We start from the raw sequence: 26075 nt of genomic DNA, 5'->3' as shown, positions 1-26075 counted from the left end.
ACTTTTATCCGCCGGATAATTGGAGGGCAGAGTAAAATTTATTGTGTGCGTTTAGTAACCCTCCCCCTTGATTATTCAACTCCCAGTGCTTTATAAACAGCGTCAACAGGGTCCGAATAAAAGCTGGTCTGAAATTTGGCAAATAATTCATCTGGGATGGAGGGGATGTCTCCCACGCTGCTCATGGGGATCAGAATCCGCTTTGCTCCGGCATCAAATCCCACCTGGAGGGTTTCAGCAAGATTGGAGGCTTTTTCGATTGTGCCGCCTAAACTCATATCACCCAGGATAATCATCTGGCTTTGAATGGGTCTGCCCATCAACCCAGAGCAAAATGTAATAAAACTGCAAAGTGTTATGTTATTGGTTGGGCCGGTGCTTTGCATTTCAACGATATGCAGATGATAATCGTGGTCTGTGACCTTTGCAATGGAACTGACCCGGGACATGTTGGCTTTAAAATAGTCGTAACCTATTTTTATGGCTTCTTTGGATCTGCTGTCGGTGCCGGAACCGGAGACGGATAACTTACCGTTCCCGGCGGTGGCCTGAAGCTCTAACCGATATAACCCGAGATGACCGGATGTCCCCGGCATTACAGTATGCATTGTGCCCGGATTCATGGGGCTTTCGGGGATCAGAGAACCGCCGCCTTGTTCAGGCAGGCTTACAAATTTTTCTTCCAGAGTTTCATTATCAATGTAGCTGAAATGGACATCGTAAAATTCCATCCCACCTATTTTTTTAAGCTGCTCCTTGACGCGCCGTCTGCTTTCCAAGGCGTAAATCAGGCATTTTTCCACTTCACGCGTTCTTCAAAAACGGTTGGCTCAAGCCCCGTGGATCTGAGTATCATGTCGATCCACTGCGTCTTTCAGACCTTCCTGGATGGTTTCTTCATCATCCACCGCACAATACATTCCTAAAAGGTATTCCAGCACATACACCGGAACATTGGCCCCTTCCTTGAGAAGTTTTGTCAGGTCTTTTCGAACGACACGGCCTGCAAAATGAATATTCAATAAAACGTCAATGCCGACCTCTTCTTTTTCCATAAATCCGCCTAAAAATCGTTTGCAAATGCAATGTCTATCATTAAGGGCAGCCGTTCATACTCGGTCTCGTCTTCTGCATTTCTTAAAACCAGGGCATATTCTTTCTTATTGTCAAAGGGGCCTGATTTTAATCCAAGCTTAACCGCTTTTTTCCTGTCATCCATGGATGAAGAACTGCTGTCAAATGTGATGGTCTATTCACTGCTGATCAGTTCGTTTCCGTCCCGTAGTGAAATTTTTAACGTCCTGGGTTTCATACGGTTTGACACGGCATCGGTCTGAATGAACTCAAATCGTGGAATGTTGGTAACAATTTTTTTCATTGTTCCCAACATGGAGACGCCAACCTTGCTGATCTGGGATTTTTCCTTGTGGATGCCTTTCATTTCAGAAACGGTGATGACGGGTATGACAATAGATGAGCCATTTCAAAAAGCAACGCTGGCAGGGATGATCCGGGGGAGTTCACCCGAAAAATGGACCTTGCTTTTTACATGGCAGCAACCTTCATTCCCAATTTCACCGTTAGGATCAGTAACACCATCACAATTACCCACTGCAACATCCTGTCAGACATTTTCCCTCGCAGCTTGTCACCTAATTCTGCTCCCTGCAAGGCAGACAGAATAACGATCACAGCAACGGCAGTGTTTTGTAAGAATATGTTATTCCACAGTGACACTAGGATACCTGTTCCAGTGGAGAACAACACAATGAGCGGGGTGACAAGGATAATATTTTTAGGTTTAACGCCTATAAAAATTATCACCAGCGGTAACATAAACACACCGCCTCCAATGCCAAAGAGACCGGATGCCAAGCCAACAATCATGCCGATCAGGCTGATCGCCAACCAGTTGCGATAATTGTGCTGGAAATTTTTAACTGTCACGGTTTTGTCATACATTTTTTTGATCAACAGCAAAATAATGACAAGCAGGGTGGCAACAAAATAATACAATAATATTTTTTCATCAATAAACGTGGGAATATTCGCCCCGATGAACGCCCCAATGACTGAAAAAACAATCAATGGCCTTGCCAGGGAATAATCAATTGCTTTACGGTGTTTAAAGACAATCGGAGCAAGGCTGATGAAATTCATGGTGTAACCGATCAGGCGTATTTCAGGCTGAAGCATTCCGATGTTGAGGGCAGTCACGGTCAACGCAGGAACAATAACCAATGCGCCGCCTACGCCTACCGTACCTGTCAATGTACTCGCGACAATAGTTAATACTGCAATAATTAAATACTCCACAATCCCTCCTTCTATTTCGCCAAGGCCTTTGCTATTCGCTGGTCGATTAATTCAATGATACGTTTTTCCGTGAAACCTTGTAAGGTCAGGAAAATATCCGCCTGCATAGCCTCGGTAATAAAGTTGTTAAAGGCATCTACGCCTATGCCCAAAAATGGTTTTCCCAAATCATTTTTATCTCCGGCAGTCCGTTTTTTATAACAGTCTTTACAGGCCAGAAAAAACGTGCCGGAATCTAAGCATGACTCGATTCCCGTTAGTAAGTCCTCCTGCAGCTGGGGGTCATGGCAGATGTTTTTAATACCATCGGGAAAGGCCAAATCTGTCCCATCCTTAATCAGGAATACCATGGTGTCCATCCCCATCCGGTTTAAAATACCAATCTCTCGAATAAGTTCTTTTGCCAGGTAAGGATCATTTGACCACATTATAATAGCGGCTAACTGTTCATCCACTTCTTTTTTCATTAAAGTTTCGTTTCCTGTTTGAAATTTTTGTTGTGTTTCAGTCGTGTTCAGTTAGGTTGCTGCATATATTCAAAAACCGTTATTTTGATATCTTTCTATTAAATTATTGATAGCCCGGTATAAGAATTGAGTTTGTAATTTTCCTGAATTTTATAGCAAACAAAGCAGTCTAAAGGAGGCCTGTCTTGTTTGGGTATGACATATGATTTAAATTTTTTTGAATTTTGACACCTGCTCTTTTTTGATCCACCAGGCTTGGTTTTCATCCTTGACTCCTTTGATAAATCCGGTTCGAAGAAAATTTTTTATCTTTGTGGGCGGCAATCCGGATAGCCTTGAAAATTCTTCCAGGCTGACAGATTCCTCCAACAGAGTCGGGGACTGCTCGGATGCATTTGCGATTTGGGGCGGATGATCTCCCTGGATTTTCAGCAATTCTTTTTCCGGAATATACCATTCCGTGGCAGATATCTTTTCCCCTCTGAGAAAACCGGTTTTCAGCAGACGTCTGACCTTGATGGGAGCAACCCGGGTCAGTTTTGCAAAATCCGCCACTGAAAGATACCCCGGAGGCGCTTTTATTTCGGGGGGCGTAACCTTTTGAAAATCTTCCGCGATTTCCAGGAGGGATGCTTGAATCTGAAATTTGCCGAATTTCGTATTAAAGGGAACTACAATAATGGGATTTCCCCTAAGACCTTTGGGAATGGGAGGGATTGTTTGACTGATTTGGGGCACAGCGACATCAAAGAAAAATCCTTTTTGGGATAATTCTGCTTTGGCCGATCCGGTAATCATATTGGTCAGCTCACCCGCAAGATCCTGGAGTTCGTTTAAAGAGGACTGGGAGTAATCAAAGATGGCGGCAAGAATCTGGGTTAAAAAGGGTTGTGAAAAATTGATGATGAAATATCCGGAGATGCCGTGGCCGTTGAGGCTGATGAAGCCGTTGATATCCTCGCTGACCAGGGGGGTTGTCCTGATGGTGGGGCGGCCGGGCTTGGATTCAATGCCCGAGAATGTGAAAAATACATTTATAGAGGCAGTGATAAATGGGTTGATATATTTAACGTCCATAATGTTCTTATCTGGTTTTAAAAAATATTTTAACTATACTACCTGCCAATCTAAAAGTTTACAACCCTGATTTCATGCTATGTTTCGAGGGGCATGGAGATTCTTCGTATTTTTTCTTTCCAGGTGAATTGGCCCCTATTTTGCATAATGTGTTAACATGAAAATTGGCGTACAAAAATTAAGATCAAAGCTGGACCAGCTTTATTCGGCATATAACCGGAAACCGTATGTTGATCCTGATCCATTGTTGTTTCTTTACAACTATCCGGATGTCCGGGACAGGGAGATCGCAGGGATTATCGCCTCAAGTCTGGCATATGGCCGGGTCGCCATGATCATGCAGGCTGTGTCGGCTGTGCTTGACAAGATGGGGCCTGACCTTCACGGATTTGTCGTGAATGCCGATCCGGAAAACATTGCTGGCATGTTTCAAAACTTTAAATACAGGTTTGCCACAGGGGATCATTTAAGCGCCCTGATCATGGGGCTTCAGGCGGTTATTGCAGATTACGGATCCCTGGGCGCCTGTTTTACGGTGGATCAGGCTGGTGGGACAGATCTGTCCGAAGGACTTGCCCGGATCAGGACCCGGGTTTTGCGGGAAGGGGATGCCGGGCATCTTCTGGCTGATCCCGGGAAAGCCTCTGCCTGCAAGCGCAGTCATCTGTTTTTAAGATGGATGGTGCGCAAGGATCAGGTGGACCCGGGGGGCTGGTCCACTATACCGGCATCCGCACTGACCTGTCCGGTGGATGCGCATATGTTTAAAATCGGACATATGCTTGGATTTACAAAACGCCGCAGTGCCGACGGGATCTGTGCTGCCCAGATTACCCAAGGCTTCAGGCGGATCAACCCGGCTGACCCGGTGAAATATGATTTTTGTCTGACCCGGTTCGGAATCCGTGACGGGCTTGATATGGCTGAACTGAAAGGGTTTTTAAAGGACGATGTTTATGATGTATGACGGGTATGAATTTCCGCCTTTGATCCAGGGAACGCTTTTGAAACGATATAAACGCTTTCTGGCTGATATTGAACTGGAAAACGGTGAGGTGGTTACTGCCCATTGCCCCAACTCAGGGTCCATGAAAGGCTGTGTCCGTCCGGGTGCCGAGGCGTGGATATCACAAAGCACCAACCTGAAACGAAAGCTTAAATACACCTGGGAACTTACCCGGATTGACGGCACGTTCATCGGTATTAATACCCTTGTACCCAACCGGCTGGTCAGGGCATCTGTGGAAAACGGTCTGGTGCCGGAACTTTCCGGTTACAGCCGGGTGAGGCCGGAAGTGAAAACATCCGAGCATACCCGCCTGGACCTGATGCTGGAAGATAACAATAAAAAGCAGTGTTTTGTGGAAATTAAAAACTGCACCCTGGTGGAAAACGGGGTGGCCAGGTTCCCCGATGCCGTTACGATGCGGGGACAAAAGCATATCCAGGAACTTGTGGCCCTTGCTGCCAACGGACACAGGGCGGTCCTGTTTTTTCTTGTCCAGCGCACAGATGCCCATGCCTTTACCCCGGCGGCTGACATTGATCCGGAATATGCAGAAAAGCTCATGCAGGCCAGGTTAGAGGGTGTTGAAATTATTGTCCGGGATGTTGTTTTTGATCTGGATGCAGACCAGGCACGGATTCGCCTGAATCGTTCTTTAAATTTTTTCAGGCTGGATTGACAAACTACCACTATGTAGTATTCTCTTAAAGAGAAATTCATCCTGCTAAATGGATGATCACTGAAGGATAAAAGGAGGGCAGATATGTGGAATTATTCGGAAAAGGTTATGGAACATTTTTTGAAACCGAGAAATGTGGGAGAGCTTGAAGGGGCCAATGCCGTTGGTGAAACAGGGTCTTTGAATTGCGGCGATGCACTTAAACTCTATTTAAAGGTAAACGAGAATGAGAGAATCATTGACGCCACTTTTATGACGTTTGGCTGTGCGTCCGCCGTGGCCTCCTCCTCGGCGTTGACCGAGATCATCAAGGGTATGACCCTGGATGATGCCGCCAAAGTAACCAATGACGACATTGCTGATTACCTGGGCGGGCTGCCCAAGGAAAAAATGCACTGCTCGGTCATGGGCCAGGCCGCCCTTAAAAAAGCCATTGCCGATTTCCGCGGGATTCAGATCCTTGAAAAACCAGGAGAGATGGTATGCGAATGTTTTGATGTGACAGATCTTGAAATTATTGATGCTGTTAAAAAAAATGGCCTTGAGAATACCGAAGACGTGACCAATTATCTTAAAGCCGGCGGCGGGTGCGGCAAATGTCTGGATAGAATTGAAGAAATTGTCCACAAGACCAGGGCCGCCATGGAAACATCCTCGACAGCAGATTGATTTTAAAAAAGGATTGATATGATCTACACCGATAATAACGCCACCACCCGGGTGGCTGACGAAGTGATCCAAGAGATGCTGCCGTATTTAGGGCAGTTTTACGGCAACCCGTCTTCAATGTATAGCTTTGCGGATTTAGTAAATAAAAAAGTGGGGCAGGCCAGGGCACAGGTGGCAGACCTGATCAACGCAGACCCTGGAGACATTATTTTTACCGCCTGCGGCACTGAAAGCGATAATGCAGCCATTAACGCGGCCATGAATGCATTTCCCCGGAAAAAACATATTATCACCACGACAGTTGAGCACCCGGCCATCAGAAGTCTTTGTCTTCACCTCCAGGAGAAAAAGGGGTACAAGGTGACCTTTGTGCCGGTGGACAACAAGGGCCGCCTGGACCTTGACACCCTTTACAGGGCCATGTCCGATGATACCGCCGTTGTTTCCGTCATGTGGGCCAATAATGAAACCGGGGTGATCTTTCCCATTGCAGAAATTGCAGAAAAGGCAAAGGAAAAGGGGATCTGGTTTCATACTGATGCGGTCCAGGCCACGGGCAAGATTCCCATTGACGTCAGGGCTGCGGGGGTGGATATGCTTTCCCTGTCAGGACATAAGATCCATGCACCCAAGGGTATTGGCGTGCTGTATGTCAAAAATGGGATCAAGTTTTCACCTTTCCTCATTGGCGGCCACCAGGAAAAGGGCCGCAGGGGCGGCACGGAAAATACAGCATCCATCATTGCTTTGGGTAAGGCCTGCGAACTTGCCAAAGCGCATCTTCCCCTGATGGCGACCGAGGTCCGGGAGGTCCGGGATTACCTTGAGACACGGCTTTTGGAAGCCATCCCCGCGACATCCGTGAACGGAGACAGGGAAAACCGCCTGCCCAATACCCTGTCCATCGGCTTTGATGCCGTTGAGGGCGAATCCATCCTCATGCTGATGAACCAGGCCGGTATATGCGCTTCTTCGGGGTCTGCCTGTACCTCTGGGTCCCTGGATCCTTCCCATGTGCTCATGGCCATGCAGGTGCCCTTTAAATCAGCCCACGGCACCATTCGGTTTTCATTGTCCCACTATAATACCAAAGCGGAAATGGATACCATCGTGCAGACCCTGGTTCCGGCCATTGACAGACTGCGGCAGATGTCGCCGTTCTGGAAAGACGGAAAAGTTGTGTGATTATCTGTGCTGTGGGGAGCGGCAGTGTCCCAGACCTTATTCGTTAACACTACAGCGGCACTTTGTTCTTTTCATAGAAAATGGGGCTGTAAATCATCGTATTTTTGCTGATTTACAGCTATAAATTCCCTCCTGAAAGGGCGGGAATTCTGAAGTATCGCTGTAATGTTAGGGTTTTGCCATCAATGGAAACGACCTCATTTCCCATCAAATCCTTTATGGATTTAATCCAATTTATAAAAGCTGTTCTGAATTCATTTGGATCAATGAGGATAAATACCCGCCTTATTGTATCGTGGGAGGGGATACCATTGGGAAGTTCTAAAAATGTTGACAGCCATTCATGTTTTGAATTTCCATAGTGCTCTATTTGCTCCCATGTATTACTTTTTAATGCGTTTGCCCTGGGGGCAACCGCGGGCGGGCTGTACAATTACCCGATTATATGCTAACGCTGAAGCTTTACCAAGCGCGCAGCACAACATGCGTTCTTCGCGGCTTCAGTGTTTTCATCACGTGCAGGACATTGCCTGTAGCTGAATGTAAACTCAATAGGGGGTATGGCTATGAATGATCAAACAAAAAATATAGAATCCAAAGTGGACATTATCAACGCGATAAAAACACCTCTGGGTTTTTTTGTTCTAATAATCCTTATTGTCGAAGTTGTTTTCGGGACCGTATCAGTATTGAGCCAGGGGACAGACCGAACCTTTTTGATAATTGGCATGATTATTTTGATCTCCCTGTTGATTGTTATTGTCGCATTTATGGCGATTTTTAAACCGAAATCTTTATATGGCATTCAGCTGGAAAAACAGATTGAGTCCGAAAATTACCTAGACGAACTATTGAAACAGAATGTTCGGCTGCCGAAAATTCCCAAAGCCTCTTTATACACACCTAACGATGAAAAAGAACACCGACGATTGAAAGTGCAGGGAGATCTATCATCCCCGATTGACGTCGCTGCTTTTAAAAAAGCGCTATCCTGGCTTGACGGCAAAAAAGATTTGTCTGCACTAGATATCGGCTGCGCAGACGGATATGTGACCTTTGATCGATTTGAAAAATTCAATGAATTCAAAAAAATCATCGGAATTGACAAGGATGAGAATCAAATTAAAGATGCACGAAAGGAAGCGGAAAAATATGGCAACCGGTATATTTTTCATTCAATAGATGTTGCAAAAGACGATTTTCAGGCAGATATGGCCTTGTTTAACCGAGAAGATAAACATCAATATGATTTCGCATTTATTGCACTTACCCTCCACCATCTGGCCTATCCGCAGAAGCTAATTAAAGATATTTATAACCTGCTAGATGATAAAGGCGTTCTGGTTATACGGGACGTGGATGACGGCACCAAAATTTATTATCCAGACGAAAATCGTATTATTGCAAATCTCATGAAAGTTTCCACCGACTCTCCCCACACAGCAGACCGGTGGTCGGCCCGTAAATTATACAGCCGACTTAAGAACGCGGGTTTTACTAAAATTGATATCCAATACTATCCTTTGGACACTCTCAACCGCTCCCGAGAAGAACGCGAACAGATTTTTGTCGATTCTTTCTCGTTTAGAGGAAGCCATGTTAAGCGTCTGATCAGTCAAGGACGTCATGAGCTTGAAAGTCATTATAAATGGATCTGCGATGCCCAGAGGTTTATAGAAGATCAGTTTGTAAATAATGATCAATTTTACTACCTTGAGTTACGGTTCATTGCTATTGCACAAAAATAAGAAAAAAGACAGTGATGATATTTTAATCATTGATATTTTCTAACAGCATGAAGACAAAGGTCTTTCGACTGCATCGACCGAAAGCAGACCAACTGCCAGTGCCTGACAAAAGAAATTAAAGAGTCCTTAATATTACCTGCCCTATCATGAAACAGTTTCTTATAAATCTTTCCCCCCGAATGTTTTATGGGGCCTTGAAATACCATAAATGAAACATTCGGGGGGAAGTCTATCGTAAGGATCCAGATCAGTCAGCCAAACCATATTTTTTAAAAAGGGCATGCCCCTTTTCAGAGGCAGCGAGGGCAAGAAAAGCCTTTGCTTGATCCGGATTTTTTGAGTCTGCCAATACCGCCAGTATCAGCTTATTTTTGTGGGCAAATTTTTCATCTATACGCAACCCATCCACATGGTCCGCATTTTCCTGCCATGTGGAAACGGCGTACCAATTAATGCTGACATCGGCTTTGCCAGCTTTGATTGCATTCACCAAGCTCTGTGAATTCAGGGTAATTGTGGCCTTCTTCATAACCTGGTCAAAATTGCCATAGTTTGTGAGGATTTTTTTTGTTTCTTTTCCAATACTGCCCCTTTCAGCAGATCCGATTATTACTGCAAAACGGTCATCGGTCAAAGCGGAAAGCGCTGCAGGTATTTTTTGGGGATTGCCTTTTTTTACAAGAATCGCAGCCTGGTTGTACCCTACTTGTGATTTATCAACGATCGCCCCCGGGTGCTCGGATTCCAATTTTTGAATATATGAGTCTGAACCAGGTAAAAACAGATCCCCGTTTTTATGTTCTAAAAGCAATGACAGCAGCTTTCCGGAACCCCCTTTCACAAATTGTACTTGGCATCCGGTGTCTTTTTCAAACGCTTCTGAAATTTCAACCATGGGTTTTACCATAGTAATTCCACAATAAATAACAAGCTTACACGGTGTGTCAGCCAGTACAAGCGTTGGCAGAAATACGAAAAAAGCAATTAATGAGCAGGTTAATTTTTTAATCATCTTGTTTTCCTCCTGTTTTTGGGAACGGTCATAATCCTGTTAAAGTTAAAAACGCCGTTCTAATTGTTATAATTGAAACCGCTCTACGGTTTTGAACAGCTTAGATGCAATTTTATTTAATTCATCACTTTTCTGCTTCACATTTAAACTCTCTTCAGAGGTAATTGCTGATGCCTGGGTCAACATTTTACTCTCATTGGTTATATTGTCTGAAAATACGGCATTTTCCGAAATCCGGTTTGTTATTTCTTTGATCCCAACAGATACAGAGGAGATATTGTCGGAGATTTCCTTTGTTTTTTCCGATTGCACTTCCATAGACTCAGCAACACTGTCAGCTCGCTGATCAATATTGCCTATCAGCCGGGTGATTTCGGAAATTTCATCCAGGGCCTGTTCAGACGCTTTTTGAATTCCCCCCACATGCTGTTTAATCTCCATGGTTGCCCCTGTTGTTTTTTTTGCAAGTTCCTTGATCTCAGTGGCAACCACAGCAAATCCTTTACCTGCTTCTCCTGCCCTTGCTGCCTCAATTGTGGCGTTAAGTGCAAGTAGATTGGTACTTTCGGAGATTTCGGTGATACTTTCTGTGATTTTTGTGATGCTTTTTGCACTTTCACCCAGCGCAATTGTTGTCTGTAAGACGGTCTGTCCTTTTTCAGATGCATGAGAACTTATTCCTCTCATATCATTTGAAGCTTTAACAGATGTTGCAATGATGGAATTCATTTCATCCGTAGACGTAACAATAAATTCAACATTGGATGCAGCCAGTTGAGCGGCTTGCTGTATGTCATTAATATTTGTATTCATTGTTTGGGCCGCATCATAAACACTTTTTGCATTGGTATCGGTTTTATTCGAAACTGAAGACAAATTGTCAGACACTTTTGATAAATTTTGGGAAGATTTGGATAACAGCTTCGCCTCCCCCTGCAACTCGGTAAAAATTTTACTTAAACTTGATACCATTTTATTTAAAGACATTACGAGTGTTCCGACCTCATCCTTTCTGTCCAACTGGATGGTTTTCGTAAAATCGCCTTTTGCAATTTGTTCGGCAAATCGTACACTGATCAAAATCGGCTTGATGATGGAACTGGCCACAAAAAACATGAAACCAGCGACAATAATAAATGTCAGAGCCATAATGGCAATTAATTTAACATTTAAATTTTTTTGTGCTTGTATTGAAAGTGTAGATGAGAATTCTTTGATACTCTTAATCGACTGGGCCTGTTGATCCGCTATGTCAGAGACCACCGCATGATTTTTTTTATTGATTTCAGAGAACATGGTTTCGATTTTAGATATGGCTTCCATACTTGCCAGGTTAACCTGAAGCTTGACGTTCAAATAATTAAAATCATCTTGGATGGTATGGGTAAACTCCTTTTGCATGGCTCCGGTGAGGTGTTTTCCCATATCGTACTTTTCATTCCCGGAAGGGGACTCGGATGTTGCAAATTGTATCCAGGAAATAGCCGGATTTTCCGCTAACATTGTTTCAATGCTTTTTTGAGCTTTTTCTATTTCAAAATCAACCACATAGGGGAAGATTTGATTGGCTATCGACTTTGTGAGCGTTCCATACGATATGATATAGAGATCTGTGACGATTTTTTTGGTGGTTTCTGTTGACAGCTCAAGTTTTTTTTCAATGGTTTCAAAATTTTCTGTAAGAGAATTTACCAACTGGTCATCTTCTTTAATGACAGCATCAACAATTTCATTGGTAAGATGCGTATCTTTTTGTTTGATTTCACGGTTAACGATTATGACAAGGCCGGAAAATGCAATAAATAAAAAGATCAGTAAATTATAATTGAGTTTCGCACGAATACCCATGATGAAAATCCCTTTTTGATAAGCTTGTCTGTTTTTTTTATGGTTTAATTATCGCCCTGGGGCGGGTTGTTAAGTTTTAGGTATTAGGAATGAAAATTCCTATACTTTTTAATTATACGAGAATGCTGCTTCTCTTTTTTACAATATGACCCTGATTATCGTTTCGCCCAACACTGCAAACGGTATGTTTGATTCCGGGAAGAAGCTATGTAAATTTAGCGTCTTGACTTCATTAAGTTAAATGCTGTCCGAAGGCTGGGCCAAACCAAACGATGATCAGGGCCTGCAACATATTATGCAGTTAAACATTTTTTTTATGTGATTTCAAATTTAAATTTATATTTGGGATTAATTGTATTTTTACATTACCAGGCCATTTCTGCAAAATCAGCTCCCCGGGTGCTGGGTTTGTCAGGGATTGCGTTAAGGGTGACAAGTCCTGTGAAGGATTTCCACAATGGGCAGATACCACTGTACAATGTTGTTTTTGGTTTTCAACGAAGAATCCTTTTCATCGGCATTGCGGCGCACCACACCTAACACCTGGGCATTGATGATGCCGGGCAGGCGGTGTTTCCATTTTTCAGCGCCTTTCCGGGACAGGCGTCCCACCCATTGGCGGTCCGGGTTGAGGATGCGGATATAGGCACCGTCTCTTTCCAGAAAGATACGGTCACCTGTTTTAAGGGCAGCCAGGTGTTCATGGATGGAATGGTTCTGGGAAAACCGTTGGGGAAAAGAGATGTACAGATCTTCCATGCCAAGGATTGAGATGGTCAGATCTTTTGAAAAGCCGGTTATTACCGCATTGGGCCCTTGCCTGCAGCAGACAAAAGGGTGGCGGGCCAGAACGGCTGTATGCGGGTTGCCGGAATCCTGAATGGCAAAAAGCGTCAGGTGTTTCATGGCCCGGGTCATGCCGACGTAGTAAAGGCGGCGCTCCTCTTCTATCTCTTTATCTTTCCCTTTCCAGCCGTGGTCCAGGATAAGCACATGTTTAAACTCCATACCCTTGATGCTGTGGACCGTTCCGATGAAAACGCCTGTGCCGGTTTTACGGGCCTGTTTTTCCTCGATCAGTGCACCTAGGAAAAACTCCCTTGCCTGGGCAACCGAAATTTCTGTGCCGCTGATGACAGAACAAAAATCATTTAAAATACCGCAAACCTGCCGGGTCCATGGAGACCTGTTTTCAAACAGATCCATAACCGTTTTTTTAAGGGACTGCGGGGCCATACTCTCATGTTTGTGTTCATTTAAAAAATCCAGGGTTTCCTGGAATTCCCGGATGCTGAACAGCGGAAACCCAGGGCTGGACGTAAGGCTGTAACTTATGGGAATCCCAAGCCTTGCCAGGGCCATGCGAAGGGCCACAAGGGCGGGATATTCAATGCCCTGGCGGCAGATCACGGCAATGTCTTTGACGGTTGCGCCTTCCTGGTCCAGAAGTTTTTTAATACAGGCGGCGGTATATACGGCCTGGCTTTGGATGTCCCGGCAGCAGACCATAGTCACCCGCTCTTTTTCAGGCGTTTTGTCATGGGCCAGGGCCAGGTGTTTTCGCTTGTCATTGATCCGGCACCGGGATTGGGTTTTCATGCGCTGCCGGTTTCTGGCAATCAGGTCATTGGCTGTTTCAATGACCGGGTGGGGGCAGCGATAGTTTTCGGTGAGATAAAATTCCTGGGCCTTGTAATCTTCCTTGAACTGGTGGATGAATTTGACGTTGGCATCCCTGAATCCGTAAATGCTCTGGTCATCATCCCCCACGGCCATGATGGCGATTTTTGCATCTTCACTGGATGCCAGCCGGCCGGTGAGTGCCGTAATAAACCGGTACTGGCGTGCGTCTATGTCCTGGTACTCATCCACCAGAATATAACGGTACCGGGCCAGCAGGTACTGCCGGGCCTGATCCGTATCCACACCCGGGATCTCCATTTTGCCTTCAAGAATCTCAACAGCTTCGTCAATCACCAGGTTGAAATTAATCTCCCGGTTTTGGTTTTGACCATTATATGGGTCCAGCAGGCAGCGGCCCGTGATGCGCATGGCAAGACCGTGGAAGGTCATGGCCGTCACTTGGGCGCTTTGTTTTCCGGTCAAGGCTTTGATTCTGGCCCGAAGTTCGATCATGGTGCCGTGGTTGAAGCACAGGACAAGGATACTTTCCGGGTTGATTGAGCGTGCCTTGATCAGCCAGGCACACCGGTGGACGATGGTTCGGGTCTTTCCCGAGCCAGGGCCTGCCAGCACCAGCAGGTTCCTGTTTTCCGGGGCGGCTACAATGGCTTCCTGTACCTTATTGCCAAGGCTTTGGATGATATCTGCATAGGCTTTGGCTGTCATGGCCGTGGTGATGATTTTCTTCTGGCCGGGAAAGTACTGGCGGATGAATTTATCGTGGGAGTGTTGAAAATAGTCCCGGACAAAATCCAGGGCGTTTCGGATTTTTTCCATGCCGAACTGGGCATATTTTTCCATCACATGCACCTGGACATTTTTCTGCTCATAGTGCTGGGACAAGGGCTCGTAATCCCCCCGGGTATAGTGCCGGGGCAGGGCCGCCTCTTCCATGGCCAGGGTAAATGCCTGGCGGAATACCCCCAGACCGTTTTGAAGGGTGATCACCTTTGTGTCGTGCAGAAACAGCAGGCTTTTTTCCACCAGCCTGGTGCTGTTTCCCTTGAACCCGGACAGAAAAATATCCTGGGTCATGGCCTGGATGATGTCAGAAAGGAAAAACTGCCCCAGGATCTCTTTCTGGGCGGCTTTAAGTTCCGGTTCAAGATTTTTGATGATGGCGTCAATACAGACTTGGGCGCACCTGTGGCGCAGGTCCATGCGCTCCTTTAAAATCTGCCAGGGCACATTGACAAAGACCCGCTGCTGTTCTGCGCCTTTTTTCCCGGCGATTTTCAGGCTTTTGCCCCCGGACTCCCCCTGGTCCGCAGCCATGATGTGCAGCAAGGTGGTGCAGATGTCTGTGGTGGCGGTTTGAAAGCCCTTGTCCTTGAGACGCTGGGCAACCCGCCGCAGGTTGATCAGGTCGGCTTTGTCCGCACTGGAGTCCGGGGAAAGCTCTGCCATGAGGTCGGCCATGGTCTTTTCCATGCGGGAAAAAAGCGTTAACAGGTCCCCGGCGCTGTTCCGGCCCTTGGGCCGGATAAAGGCGGTCATCACCGAACCTTCCCGGAGGAGCCCTGCATTGGCCATATTGGACAGCTCATGCATGATGGTGCGCGGGTCCAGGTACTTATCCGGCAGGTTTTCAATGGCGCTGAGCGCCTCGCACAGCATGTCCGCCGAGATCAGGGCGTTTTTATCTTCGTTAAAAAGGGTCTGCAACAGCGTCATATATACCGAATGAACGGTCCGGGACAGGTTCAAGGTTTCAAGTTTCTTTTCCGCCTCATCCAGGCTTTTCACCAAAGGCACGCCCTTGAAAAACAGGGTGCGGTTGAAATCACGCCGGATAAACCCCCGTCTCTCCAGCCAGGCCACGGCAATCCTGGCCCTTTGATCATCGCCGCCCATATGCTCATATCCTGCCAGGCGAAGGATCTCAGCCGGGGTGATCACGATTTCGGGATGTTTTTTGCCCCGGTCCTTTAACACCTTGAGAATTTTTTTGATATCCTGCAAAGAGAGCTTTGAATAAGCATTCAAGGAGAACTGGCTGTCAATGTCATCCTGTTCATAAAGCAGGATGCAGTCGGCAAGGTCCTGGTCCCGTCCGGCCCTGCCGGCTTCCTGGAGATAGTTTTCAAGGGAACCCGGGATATCCGCATGGATGACCAGCCGGATATCCTTTTTGTCGATGCCCATGCCAAAGGCGTTGGTGGCGCAGATCACAGGGATGGTGCCTGAGATAAAATCTTCCTGGATGTTGCGCTTGTCCGGTTCGTTTCGGCCTGCATGAAAGGCCTGGCATACAATGCCGCGCTCGTTGAGAAATTGGCTTAAGCTTTCCGTGCCTTTCCGGGATGCGCAATAGACAATGGCACTGCCCTTTGTTTCCGACAGATTTTCGTGAAGGGTGCGGGCAATGACATCGTATTTTTCAGCGGCGGTGACAGGATAGACGTAAAAGTGAAGATTTTCCCGGTCTACGCCCCCCTCAAAGCTGTCCAGATCAAGACCGAGTTTCTCATTAAAATGCTGGCGGATTTCTTCTTTGACATCTTTTTTGGCCGTGGCCGTGAACGCACCGATCACCGGTATTGGGCCTGGCCGGTTTTTGTGTCCGGCAATGAGATCTGCCACGTGCAGGTAGTCGGGCCTGAAATCATGTCCCCATTTTGACAGGCAGTGGGCTTCGTCAAAGATCCAGCAGCCCACCTGGCGGGAGGCGATCAGTTCCACCACGCTTTTATTCCGCAGTTGTTCAGGAGAGATGTACAAAAGCCCGATATCGCCTAACCGCACCTTCTCCACCACGGCACCCCGTTCGGGAAGGGTCAGGCTGCCGTTGATGGCTGCTGCTGCCTGGGTGCCGGTGGCATGATTGAGGTTGTCCACCTGGTCCTTCATCAGGGCTTTGAGCGGTGAAATGACGATGGTGAGCGCCCCTGTGCGTTCATACCGGTGAAGGGCCGGGATCTGGTAGCAGATGGATTTGCCGCCGCCCGTGGGCAGGATGGCCAGGTGGTGGCGGCCGGAAAGGGACGCGGAAACGATTTCCCGCTGGAGCATCCGGCCGTCGGGCATGGTCCGGTACGCGGTGAACCCAAAATATTTATTTAAAAGCCGTTCCGGATTGTTGTGCGCCATGCAAAAGGGACAGGCGTCATTCCCGCAGGCCATCCGAAGCCTTAAAACCAGATCTGCAATGCCGTCAAACTCGTGGAGGACCCAGCCGGGAAGAACGGAGTTGCCGCCAGCCACCCGGAGCCAGGAAACCAGGTAGGCAAGTTCCGGTTTCCTGTGCGGGGCCTGACCGATTTCTTCCCAGATTTCCCGGGCCGCCGCTGCACAGCCCCGGTCTTGGCACAAATTTAAAAACAGGTCCCGGGCGTGGCTCTCATCGGGTTTTTCGTTGCCAAGGGTTTTAAAAAGCTGACTGATTCCCTGAAACTGTCCTGTTGGCAAATCAAAGGCCCAGGCAAAAAAAGCAATGAGCCCGGGGCCGGTCTTTTTTAAAAGAAGAAACGCTGCCACTTGATCTTCAAACAGCACCATGGAAAGCGTTGCATCGGCCACAGGATTATTCCTTGATGCGCTCAGAAGTTTGTATCCTTTGATGAGCCGGTGATAGGGGTTTTCCGGAAAGGCTAAAGGAGAGAGAATCAGTGTATCTATGGGGATCAAAGAGAGGATTCCGGCATCCGGGCAATGGTCCCGGGCCAGGGCCAGGTCATGCTTGATAATATTGTGCCCGAGGATATGTGTTGCACCTTGTGCAAACTGGGAAAGCCGTTTGAGTGCCGGGGCCGGATTTGAAATCTTCTCTTCATTGAAAATCTGGCCGTTAAATACGGCAGCGATGTGAAACACCGCGCCATCGGGTGTGGCTTCAAAATCAATGACCAGGGGATTGGACAGATCATTCTTCAGGTCATTCTTCAGGTCAATGGGCAGGGCCGAAGGCAGGTTTCCGGGTGCAAGTTCCGGAATCCTGTCCGATTCCCGGGCACTATCTTGGTTACAATCCTGGACGATCTCCATCACCGGAACATCTTTGGGGTTAAAAATTCAGTGAGCCGCAACCTGGCCGGGCCGATAAAGCCCCAGGCATCCGCGTCCAGTTCCAGCCGGGCATAGGCGCAGGTGGGCAGCTTTTCCAGGGAGGTGTCTCCCATCTGGCTGCAAAAATCATGAAACGCCGGGTTATGACCCACAATAACCGCCTGGTCAATATTTGCGGGCAGATCATCCCGGCAAAACGCCAACAGGTCGCGGGCGTTGAAGGTGTATAGTTTTTCTGCCACGGTCCAGGTAAAAGAGAACCCTTTGAGATGGCCGGAAATCCTTTCAATGGTTTCCCTGGCCCGGGCCGCAGGGCTTGTGAAAACATTGGAGAAATCACAGCCTGATTTTGCAATTTCAGGCGCCATTGCAGCGCATGCCCGGATGCCCCTTGGGGCCAGGGGCCTGTCAATATCGGCAAGGTTTTCGTCCTTCCAGCTGGACTTGGCATGGCGGATAAGGTGAAGTGTTTTCATGGCTTAACGCAAGTATTCCAGTCCGTGACCTTTGCTTTGATCTGATCCCGGATCTGCTTTACCCGTACCAGTTTTTCATCAAAGGAACCGTCAAGACCGGAGGGGTCTTCAAACGCCCAGTGCATCCGGTTCCCCTTGCCGGGAAAAACCGGGCACTGTTCAGCCGATGATTCATCGCAAACGGTAATCACATGATCAAATTCCACACCGGCATCCAGAAATTCATTGACCGATTTTGTCCGGTTGCCTGAAATATCGATTCCATCCTGCTTCATTGCCTCAACCACAACCGCGTTCAGATTGCCTGGTTCAAGGCCGGCGCTGAATACCTCATACGCCTCGGGGCTGGCTTTTTTTAAATAGGCTTCTGCCATCTGGCTTCTGGCAGAATTGTGAACACACACAAACAACACTTTTTTTTTCATTTTAATAAATCCTCTCTAAATGCGGCCGGTATGGGATAACTCTTCCAGGCCCCCATGGTCTAAAATCAAAATTTTTTTCCCTTCCGTTTTAATAAACCCGGCCTGGTCCATTTTTTTAAATGCGCGGGAAACGGTTTCAGGGGTTGTGCCGATGAGGCTTGCCAGTTGAATCTTGGAGACAGGCAACGACACCGTGGCTGCCGGCGGGCCGTCTTTTTGCAATGCGCTTATCTGTGAATGCCCCGCCTCTTCCTGTGCCAGGGTCAGAATATAAGCGGCCAGTCTGGCAGGCACTTCTTTCAGGCTTAAATTTTCAATCTGAACCGTAAATTCCCTTAAGCGCCTGGACAGGTCTGCCAGCATGTTCATGGCAAGGGAGGGAGACGTTTCAATCTGCCGGATAAAGGCCTGTCTGGGCAGAAAGAGAATGGTTGACGGTTCCAGGGCCATGGCTGAGGCAGGAAAACTTTTCCCCTGGAACACCGGGACTTCGCCAAATATATGGCCTGGACCGTAAATATGCAGGATCTGCTCCTTTCCTTCAAAGGACATTTTAAACACTTTAATTTTGCCTGCCCCTACAATATAAAACCCTTGACCCCTGTCACCTTCCTGAAAGATCAGCTCTCCTTTGTTTACAGTCAATTCACTGGACAACGCGGCAAGGGGTTTTCGCTGGTCTTGTGTCAGCCCTGAAAAAAGGGGGATCATATGCAGATACTTTTCGATTTTCGGTCTCCGGTGCTGTATCCCAGTACGGGGTTGTTTGGGTGATCTGGATAACGGCAAAAAAAATAATCAAAATGCAACGGATTGATCCAGATCAAGGTTTTCTTTTTTTGTCTATAGTAACTTCAAGCCGGATGTAAACTCAATTTAAATTTTAACTATGAAGGATACAGCCCATGCAAGTTATCCGTAAGATTATAGAGATAGACCGGGAAAAGTGCGATGGCTGCGGTCATTGCGTGCCCTCCTGTGCCGAAGGGGCCATTCAGATCATTGGCGGCAAGGCAAAGGTCATTGGTGATCAATACTGTGACGGACTTGGGGCCTGTCTTGGCGATTGTCCCCGGGGCGCGCTTAAACTCATTGAGCGCCGGGCAGACGAATATAATGAACAAGCTGTACATGCACGGCTTGATGCGAAAAAATCAACTGTCGGCACCCCTGATCCCAGGGGGTGCCCGTCACGGCAGGTCACAACATTTCCCATGTCCCCGGTTCCGGATATGGGGAGGCCGACGGCCGGAACCATTGGACCTTCAGCCCTGGGGCACTGGCCGGTACAGCTTCGGCTGATTCCTGCCACAGCTCCCTTTTTGAAGGATGCAACCCTGCTGATCACAGCAGACTGCGTTCCCGTTGCCGCACCTTCGTTCCATTCAGATTATCTGAAAGGCAGGATTGTCATGCTTGGCTGCCCCAAATTTGATGATGCAGATCTTTATATTGACAAACTTGCAGATATTTTTACCCGGAATCATATCCAGGGCATCACCATGATGGTCATGGAAGTTCCCTGCTGTTCAAAAATGAAATGGATCGTTGATCGCGCCATGGAAAAATCCGGTGAACACATTCCTGTTCAACGGGTAACCATTTCAACCTCGGGCCGGCCTTTGCCCTAAAAGCTGGCGGATATCTTTTTCGATTTTTTCAGGTGCGGTGACCGGTGCATACCGTTTCACCGCCCGGCCATCAGGATCAATGAGAAATTTGGTAAAGTTCCATTTTATGGTTTTTCCGCCCAGCCCGGATTTTTGTTCTTTTAAAAACCGGAATAACGGATGGGCGTCTTTGCCATTCACCGCCACTTTTTGGAACATGGGAAAGGTGACGCCGTAATTAACGGCGCATACCTGCAGAATATCATGTTGCGTTCCCGGTTCCTGGTTGGCGAACTGGTTACATGGAAAACCAAGGACAACAAATCCCTGGTCACGATAGGTTTCATACAATTTCTGAAGTCCTGTAAACTGCGGCGTAAACCCGCACTTGCTTGCCGTGTTTACCACCAATAAGATCTTTCCTTTAAAATCAGCCATTGAGATGGTTTTACCCTGAAGTGTTTCCAGAGAGATATCATAAATCGTCATACCGGTACGTCTCCTTAATAAATAGTGCCTGAACGGAAAAGCGTTTTTGAACCGCTTCGTTCGAGGAGATTAGCTCACAAACCTGCTCAGATGCAAGGCGAATAGACCTTATTTTTTATACGTGATTGTTCTGGGTCAGATCTTTTTGCGCTCGACAGAATTTATAAAATATGCTTGAATACTTCTTTTCAAAGGAAGCTTGCTTCAAACTCCAATGACAAGTTAAGGAGGCATATGGACAGCTCTGCAGCATGCTTATCAGAATCTATCATCTTTAATGGGCTCGATGCCCGGGATATTGACAGTCTTGTCCCGCTGTTTTCAAGGTGGACGGTTATGCCTGGTGAAATTCTGGCCCAGGCAGGTCATTGCGCCCAGTTTTTCTTCCTTGTAGAAGAAGGTGCCCTGCTTGTTGCCCTGGAAGCGGGGAGGGCGGTGGTACTCAATAGGCCGGGGGATTTTGCAGGTCTGTCAATGGTGAGCCTGAAGGGTACAAATACGGCCACAATTACAGTACTGGAAAAAGGGGTTGTCTGGGTTGTGCCCTGCCTGAATATCCTTGATCTGATTGGCCATGACTCTCCGGTGGCAGCCACAATTATGGATGGATGGCAGCAATTCTATGCGGAAAAAGCCCCTTTTTGTTCAGATCCTGCCGAAACAGGCGTTGTTTAAGAATTAATAAAAAATAATAATAAAAAAAACGAGGTGTGTCTTGAATGGAGTTGACGCTGCCAGCGTTCTTTATGGACTTGAGGCCATAAACGCCAACAACGGGTGGGCCATTTCAGTTGTGGGCATCACGATTGTGTTCACAGGGCTTGTCGCCCTGTCCGTCCTGATCTCCCAGATTCATAAGCTGGTGGCCCTGTATGATAATCCAGGGAAAATAAAAAAACTGTTCGTGTCAAGATCTGAATCTGTTGCCAGGGCAGGTACCCCTAAAGCGCACCTGGACCTCACCGAGGCTCAAAAACAGGTGTGCCGGCAGTATAATCTTTTGGCCCAGACCATGGATGATGTGATTTCTTTGCCAAAGCTGCTGCGCATGGCCGAGCTTTCCGGCCTTAATGATCCCCATGCAAACATGAATCTCCTGATTAAATCCGGCATTTTATGTGCTGATGAACAGGGGTATTTCAGATGGGATGAGGATATATTCATCCGTACCATTTCTTGATTTGATATTTTATTAATAACTGATAGTTAACTACTTGATCCCCATGGGAAATTGAAAGAAATAAAAATCAATGGATGCTTTATTTTTAGAGTTTTTTCAGAATACCGGGTTTTATCTGTGCGACTACCGAAATATTATCATGATCATCGTTGGCATGATTTTTATATATCTGGGTATTGCAAAGGATTATGAGCCGCTGCTGCTGGTTCCCATCGGATTTGGCATGCTCGTGGGGAATATTCCTATTTTCAAGGGGCTGGGGCTTGGCATTTATGAAAATAATTCCGTTCTGCACTACCTGTATTTCGGGGTAACCCAGGGCATTTATCCGCCTTTGATATTCCTTGGCATCGGCGCCATGACTGACTTTTCAACGCTCCTGGCACGACCGGTGCTCATGCTTTTGGGCGCTGCGGCCCAGGCAGGCATCTTTATCACTTTTCTGGGAGCACTGGCTTTAGGGTTTCTGCCTAAGGAGGCAGCCGCCATCGGGATTATCGGCGGGGCAGACGGCCCCACAGCCATTTTTCTGACTGCCAAGCTGGCTCCGCATCTTATCGGACCTATCGCTGTTGCGGCTTACAGTTACATGGCCCTTGTGCCGGTAATCCAGCCGCCCATTATGAAACTGTTAACCACGCGCAAGGAACGGCTTATCCACATGGAAGAGCCGCGCCAGGTCACCAAACGCGAAAAAATGATATTCCCGGTGATCGTCTTTTTACTCTGCTGTTTCCTGGCGCCTGCAGCCCTGCCGCTTTTGGGGATGCTGTGTTTTGGCAATCTCCTTAAAGAGGCTGTGGTTACAGAGCGTCTGGCTGTGACAGCACGCACTGCATTGATTGATATTGCCACCATCCTTTTGGGCATTACCGTGGGCGCATCCACCCAGGGAGATGTCTTTCTTACCCATAGCTCCGTGAAAATTTTTATCTTGGGCGCGCTCTCCTTTGGCATTGCAACGGCAAGCGGGCTATTGTTTGCCAAGTTCATGAACCTGTTTTTGAAAAAGAAGATCAACCCCCTGCTGGGTGCTGCCGGTGTTTCGGCTGTACCGGACTCTGCCCGGGTGGTACACATTGTGGGCCAGCGGGAAGACCCCACCAATTTTCTGCTCATGCATGCCATGGCCCCTAATGTTTCCGGCGTTATCGGCTCGGCCATTGCCGCAGGCGTACTTTGGAGTTTGATGCTTTAGGGGCATGGCAATTTAAAAAATGTTCACGTATTTTTTGAGTTAATCTATCGCGGTCTAAATATTGTCTTGATTTTCACCTTTTCGGGTTGGTTCGGGATTAGCCCCGTATTTTTATCGCATGAAGGCGGTTCACCTATTGATTTTCATCTGCGACGGCGTTAATGAAAGGGTTTGGTATCAAATTGCCTTGGGTTGTGAGGCAATGAAACATATAAGGACAATGAGAATAAAGATAACCACTAAAAGAAAGGTAAAAAATGACAGACCAAAGAATTTACAATTTCAATGCCGGACCTGCGGCGCTGCCTCTGCCGGTTCTTGAAGAAATTCAGGCCTCTTTCCTGAATTTTGGCAATTCAGGCATGTCCATTACAGAAATCAGCCACAGATCTTCTTATTTTGATGATGTGATCAATGATGCCGTGGCGCGGGCCAAGCGTCTTTTAGGCCTGGATGACCAATACCATGTCCTTTTTATCCAGGGCGGGGCATCTTTACAGTTTGCCATGATTCCCATGAATTTTCTTTCCGGGGATCAAAGTGCCGACTATGTCAACACCGGAACCTGGTCCACCAAAGCCATTAAAGAGGCAAAAATTCAAAACAAAAAACATGTGGTTGTGGCCTCTTCCGAGGACAAGGACTTTTCATATATCCCTGGAAATATTCCCTTCAGCAAAGATGCAAAATATGTCCACATCACCTCCAACAACACCATTAAGGGAACCCAGTTTGCCGACTTCCCCGACACCGGTGGGGTTCCTATTATTGCGGATATGTCATCCGATATTTTTTCACGTCCCCTTCCCATGGAAAAATTCGGCATGATCTACGCCGGCGCCCAGAAAAATTTAGGGCCCTCCGGTACCTGCGTGGTGATTTTGCGCAAGGACCTGCTGGAAACAGCCAATTCGGATCTGCCTTCCATGCTCAAATATTCCACCTATGCAGAAAAGAATTCCATGTACAATACCCCGCCCTGCTTCGGCATATATACCATTGACCTGGTGCTCAAATGGATCGAAGAAGAGATGGGCGGCCTTGAAAAGATGGAAGCTTTTAATAAAGAGAAAGCAGGCCTTTTGTACGATTTTATGGAGGCAAGCAATTTTTACCGGGCCACCGCCGCACAGGGCTCAAGGTCCCTGATGAACGTAACCTTCCGCCTGCCCAGTGAGGAACTTGAACAAAAATTTATCAAAGAGGCAACGGCCAAAGGCCTTGGCGGTCTCAAGGGGCACAGATCCGTGGGCGGATGCAGGGCATCCATTTATAATGCCACCACCATGGAGGGTATCAAAGCCCTGGTGCAATTCATGGATGCGTTTCAAAAGGAGGCCAAATAATGAAGGTTCTGATCAGTGATAAAATGGATGAAGCCGGCATTAATATTTTCAGAAATCAGGAAGGTATAGATGTCGATGTCAATACCGGGCTTTCACCCGAAGAACTTAAAAAAATTATCGGGCAATACGATGCCCTGGCCATCAGAAGTTCCACCAAGGTGACCGCGGACCTGCTTGAAGCGGCAGGCAACCTCAAGGTTATTGCCCGGGCCGGCATTGGTCTGGATAATGTGGATATTGATGCGGCCACCAAAAAAGGGGTTGCCGTCATGAACACCCCCGGCGGCAACACCGTGACCACAGCCGAGCATGCCATGGCCATGATGATGGCCTTGACCCGGAATATTCCCAGGGGAACTGCATCCCTGAAAGCCGGGCGCTGGGATAAAAAATTGCTCCAGGGCCGGGAAATTTTCAATAAGACCTTGGGTGTCGTGGGGTTCGGAAATATCGGCTCCATTGTTGCCGGACTTGCCAAGGGGATGCGTATGAACGTCATTGTGTACGATCCCAATATCTCTTCGGAACATATTGAAAAGGCCGGTTTTGAATATGTGAGTTTAGATGAACTCTATGCCCGGTCGGATTATATCACCATCCATGTTCCCAAAATGGATGCCACCATTGATTTACTGGACGCCCAGGCCTTTGAAAAGATGAAGACAGGCGTTATGGTCATCAATTGTGCCAGGGGCGGCATTGTCAATGAAGCAGCCCTGCATGAGGCCATCCAGTCAGGAAAAGTGGCTGGCGCGGCCCTTGATGTATTCTCCACCGAGCCCCCGGGCGGAGACCATCCGCTGCTCCTGCTGGACCAGGTCATTGCCACTCCCCATTTAGGCGCATCCACCAAGGAGGCCCAGACCAATGTTTCCGTGGCTGCTGCCAACCAGATTATTGCCTATCTGCTGCACGACACCGTGATCAATGCCGTGAATGTACCGTCGGTGACCGGAGAGGTCTTAAGGCAGCTTAAACCCTTTCTTTACCTGGTGGAAAAAATGGGAAAAATGCAGGCCCAGATTACCAAGGGAGGTGTTCGCGAAGTCAACATCGAATACATTGGTAAATTTCCGGACCTTGATCTCAAGCCCCTGACCATTAACGGAATCAAGGGTCTGCTCAATGAATATGTCAGGGATGAAGTCAATTCGGTAAATGCCATTTCCCTGGCCAATGAGATGGGGATCAAAATTACCGAATCCACGGCCCAGGAGGCAGGCAACTTCCTGAACCTGGTCCGGATGATCGTGGTTACGGACACCCAGACCAATATCCTGGAAGGCACCATCTTTGGAAAGGATGATGCCCGGATCGTAAGAATCAATAAATTCCGTTTAGAGGTTATTCCCGAGGGCCATCTGGGTATAATCCACAATGTGGACAAACCCGGTTCCATCGGTTCCATCGGCCAGAAATTAGGCGAGCACAACATCAACATTGCCAGAATGATGGTGGGCCGTGAGGATGACGGAGATAGAAATATTATATTTTTAAGAACCGAGACCCCGGTACCGCCTGATGTGGTAAAGGAAATTGAAGACCTTGAACTGGTGGTCAGCATGACCACCTTTGAGCTTTAGTGATCTGAACTAAAGACTGTAAGGTTTATGTTGCGGCAGATGATGTCAGATCATCTGCCGCAATTTTTTTTAT

At 47.4% G+C, this 26075-nt stretch carries 26 protein-coding genes; 11 read left to right on the top strand and 15 right to left on the bottom strand.

Annotation, left to right across the window (positions count from 1 at the left end):
- Positions 1-71: 71 nt before the first annotated feature.
- The 7 genes from Q366_RS04135 to Q366_RS04110 form a co-directional block, all read right to left on the bottom strand.
- Positions 72-803: a S16 family serine protease gene (locus tag Q366_RS04135; RefSeq protein ID WP_211251862.1), complete on the bottom strand. Its 732-nt coding sequence runs from the start codon at positions 801-803 to the stop codon at positions 72-74.
- Positions 804-830: 27 nt separating this feature from the next.
- Complete coding sequence (locus tag Q366_RS04130) at positions 831-1055, bottom strand: anti-phage BREX system Lon protease BrxL (RefSeq protein WP_035236551.1); 225 nt, start codon at positions 1053-1055, stop codon at positions 831-833.
- 8 nt (positions 1056-1063) lie between these two features.
- A complete protein-coding gene (locus tag Q366_RS21200) occupies positions 1064-1219 on the bottom strand; it encodes a hypothetical protein (RefSeq protein ID WP_156968108.1) in 156 nt (51 codons plus the stop codon).
- Positions 1220-1249: 30 nt separating this feature from the next.
- A complete protein-coding gene (locus tag Q366_RS22135) occupies positions 1250-1378 on the bottom strand; it encodes a hypothetical protein (protein WP_281175467.1) in 129 nt (42 codons plus the stop codon).
- Positions 1379-1545: 167 nt separating this feature from the next.
- A complete protein-coding gene (locus tag Q366_RS04120; RefSeq protein ID WP_169742929.1) occupies positions 1546-2316 on the bottom strand; it encodes a sulfite exporter TauE/SafE family protein in 771 nt (256 codons plus the stop codon).
- Between the two features lie 11 nt (positions 2317-2327).
- Positions 2328-2783, bottom strand: a complete 456-nt coding sequence (locus tag Q366_RS04115) for a hypothetical protein (protein ID WP_035236548.1) — start codon at positions 2781-2783, stop codon at positions 2328-2330.
- A gap of 207 nt (positions 2784-2990) precedes the next feature.
- Positions 2991-3860 (bottom strand): chemotaxis protein CheX, encoded by an 870-nt coding sequence (locus Q366_RS04110; protein WP_035236547.1) that lies wholly within the window; start codon positions 3858-3860, stop codon positions 2991-2993.
- A gap of 157 nt (positions 3861-4017) precedes the next feature.
- Here Q366_RS04110 and Q366_RS04105 point away from each other — a divergent pair, with 157 nt between their 5' ends.
- From Q366_RS04105 to nifS, 4 genes are all read left to right on the top strand, one after another.
- The gene (locus Q366_RS04105; RefSeq protein ID WP_035236546.1) at positions 4018-4827 is read left to right on the top strand and encodes a TIGR02757 family protein; all 810 of its coding nucleotides are present in this window, start codon (positions 4018-4020) and stop codon (positions 4825-4827) included.
- Positions 4817-5545 (top strand): DNA/RNA nuclease SfsA, encoded by a 729-nt coding sequence (sfsA, locus tag Q366_RS04100; RefSeq protein ID WP_035236545.1) that lies wholly within the window; start codon positions 4817-4819, stop codon positions 5543-5545. The genes Q366_RS04105 and sfsA overlap by 11 nt, the downstream gene beginning before the upstream one ends.
- Before the next feature lie 84 nt (positions 5546-5629).
- Positions 5630-6214, top strand: coding sequence for a Fe-S cluster assembly protein NifU (gene nifU, locus Q366_RS04095; RefSeq protein WP_035236544.1), 585 nt, complete (start codon positions 5630-5632; stop codon positions 6212-6214).
- An 18-nt stretch (positions 6215-6232) separates the two neighbouring features.
- Positions 6233-7399: a cysteine desulfurase NifS gene (gene nifS, locus Q366_RS04090; protein ID WP_035236543.1), complete on the top strand. Its 1167-nt coding sequence runs from the start codon at positions 6233-6235 to the stop codon at positions 7397-7399.
- A gap of 118 nt (positions 7400-7517) precedes the next feature.
- On the opposite strand, the gene Q366_RS22320 is transcribed toward nifS, so the two are convergent.
- Positions 7518-7832, bottom strand: a complete 315-nt coding sequence (locus Q366_RS22320; protein WP_084691699.1) for an ISAs1 family transposase — start codon at positions 7830-7832, stop codon at positions 7518-7520.
- 133 nt (positions 7833-7965) lie between these two features.
- Between Q366_RS22320 and Q366_RS04085 the strand changes: the two genes are divergently transcribed.
- On the top strand, positions 7966-9147 hold the full coding sequence (locus Q366_RS04085; protein WP_035236542.1) for a methyltransferase domain-containing protein: 1182 nt from the start codon (positions 7966-7968) through the stop codon (positions 9145-9147).
- A gap of 247 nt (positions 9148-9394) precedes the next feature.
- Here Q366_RS04085 and Q366_RS04080 read toward each other — a convergent pair whose 3' ends face one another.
- From Q366_RS04080 to Q366_RS04055, 6 genes are all read right to left on the bottom strand, one after another.
- Positions 9395-10159, bottom strand: a complete 765-nt coding sequence (locus Q366_RS04080; protein WP_051957810.1) for a substrate-binding domain-containing protein — start codon at positions 10157-10159, stop codon at positions 9395-9397.
- 66 nt (positions 10160-10225) lie between these two features.
- A complete protein-coding gene (locus Q366_RS04075) occupies positions 10226-12007 on the bottom strand; it encodes a methyl-accepting chemotaxis protein (RefSeq protein WP_035236541.1) in 1782 nt (593 codons plus the stop codon).
- Positions 12008-12430: 423 nt separating this feature from the next.
- Entirely contained in the window at positions 12431-17674 is a 5244-nt protein-coding gene (locus Q366_RS04070) for a RecQ family ATP-dependent DNA helicase (protein ID WP_035236540.1), read from the bottom strand.
- The gene (locus tag Q366_RS04065) at positions 17674-18171 is read right to left on the bottom strand and encodes a SixA phosphatase family protein (protein WP_035236539.1); all 498 of its coding nucleotides are present in this window, start codon (positions 18169-18171) and stop codon (positions 17674-17676) included. The genes Q366_RS04070 and Q366_RS04065 overlap by 1 nt, the downstream gene beginning before the upstream one ends.
- Positions 18168-18596, bottom strand: coding sequence for an arsenate reductase ArsC (locus tag Q366_RS04060; RefSeq protein WP_035236538.1), 429 nt, complete (start codon positions 18594-18596; stop codon positions 18168-18170). The genes Q366_RS04065 and Q366_RS04060 overlap by 4 nt, the downstream gene beginning before the upstream one ends.
- 15 nt (positions 18597-18611) lie before the next feature.
- Positions 18612-19307: a Crp/Fnr family transcriptional regulator gene (locus Q366_RS04055; protein WP_035236537.1), complete on the bottom strand. Its 696-nt coding sequence runs from the start codon at positions 19305-19307 to the stop codon at positions 18612-18614.
- Positions 19308-19501: 194 nt separating this feature from the next.
- Between Q366_RS04055 and Q366_RS04050 the strand changes: the two genes are divergently transcribed.
- Positions 19502-20227 carry an ATP-binding protein gene (locus tag Q366_RS04050; RefSeq protein ID WP_035236536.1) on the top strand — a complete coding sequence of 242 codons (726 nt, stop codon included), beginning with the start codon at positions 19502-19504 and terminating at the stop codon, positions 20225-20227.
- On the opposite strand, the gene Q366_RS04045 is transcribed toward Q366_RS04050, so the two are convergent.
- Positions 20201-20695: a glutathione peroxidase gene (locus tag Q366_RS04045; RefSeq protein ID WP_035236535.1), complete on the bottom strand. Its 495-nt coding sequence runs from the start codon at positions 20693-20695 to the stop codon at positions 20201-20203. The two genes, Q366_RS04050 and Q366_RS04045, sit on opposite strands and share 27 nt — an antisense overlap.
- A gap of 234 nt (positions 20696-20929) precedes the next feature.
- Here Q366_RS04045 and Q366_RS04040 point away from each other — a divergent pair, with 234 nt between their 5' ends.
- From Q366_RS04040 to serA, 5 genes are all read left to right on the top strand, one after another.
- A complete protein-coding gene (locus tag Q366_RS04040; RefSeq protein WP_035236534.1) occupies positions 20930-21370 on the top strand; it encodes a Crp/Fnr family transcriptional regulator in 441 nt (146 codons plus the stop codon).
- 40 nt (positions 21371-21410) lie between these two features.
- A complete protein-coding gene (locus Q366_RS04035) occupies positions 21411-21875 on the top strand; it encodes an OadG family protein (protein ID WP_035236533.1) in 465 nt (154 codons plus the stop codon).
- A gap of 70 nt (positions 21876-21945) precedes the next feature.
- Entirely contained in the window at positions 21946-23073 is a 1128-nt protein-coding gene (locus tag Q366_RS04030; protein WP_035236532.1) for a sodium ion-translocating decarboxylase subunit beta, read from the top strand.
- Between the two features lie 257 nt (positions 23074-23330).
- Positions 23331-24419, top strand: a complete 1089-nt coding sequence (gene serC, locus Q366_RS04025) for a 3-phosphoserine/phosphohydroxythreonine transaminase (RefSeq protein ID WP_035236531.1) — start codon at positions 23331-23333, stop codon at positions 24417-24419.
- A complete protein-coding gene (serA, locus tag Q366_RS04020) occupies positions 24419-26002 on the top strand; it encodes a phosphoglycerate dehydrogenase (protein ID WP_035236530.1) in 1584 nt (527 codons plus the stop codon). Before serC ends, serA begins: the two co-directional genes overlap by 1 nt.
- Positions 26003-26075 lie beyond the last annotated feature (73 nt).

The organism is Desulfobacter vibrioformis DSM 8776, from assembly GCF_000745975.1.
GTDB classification, from domain to species: Bacteria; Desulfobacterota; Desulfobacteria; order Desulfobacterales; family Desulfobacteraceae; genus Desulfobacter; species Desulfobacter vibrioformis.
The sequence above is the reverse complement of the archived record's forward strand: the minus strand, read 5'-3'. Positions and strand labels throughout refer to the sequence as shown.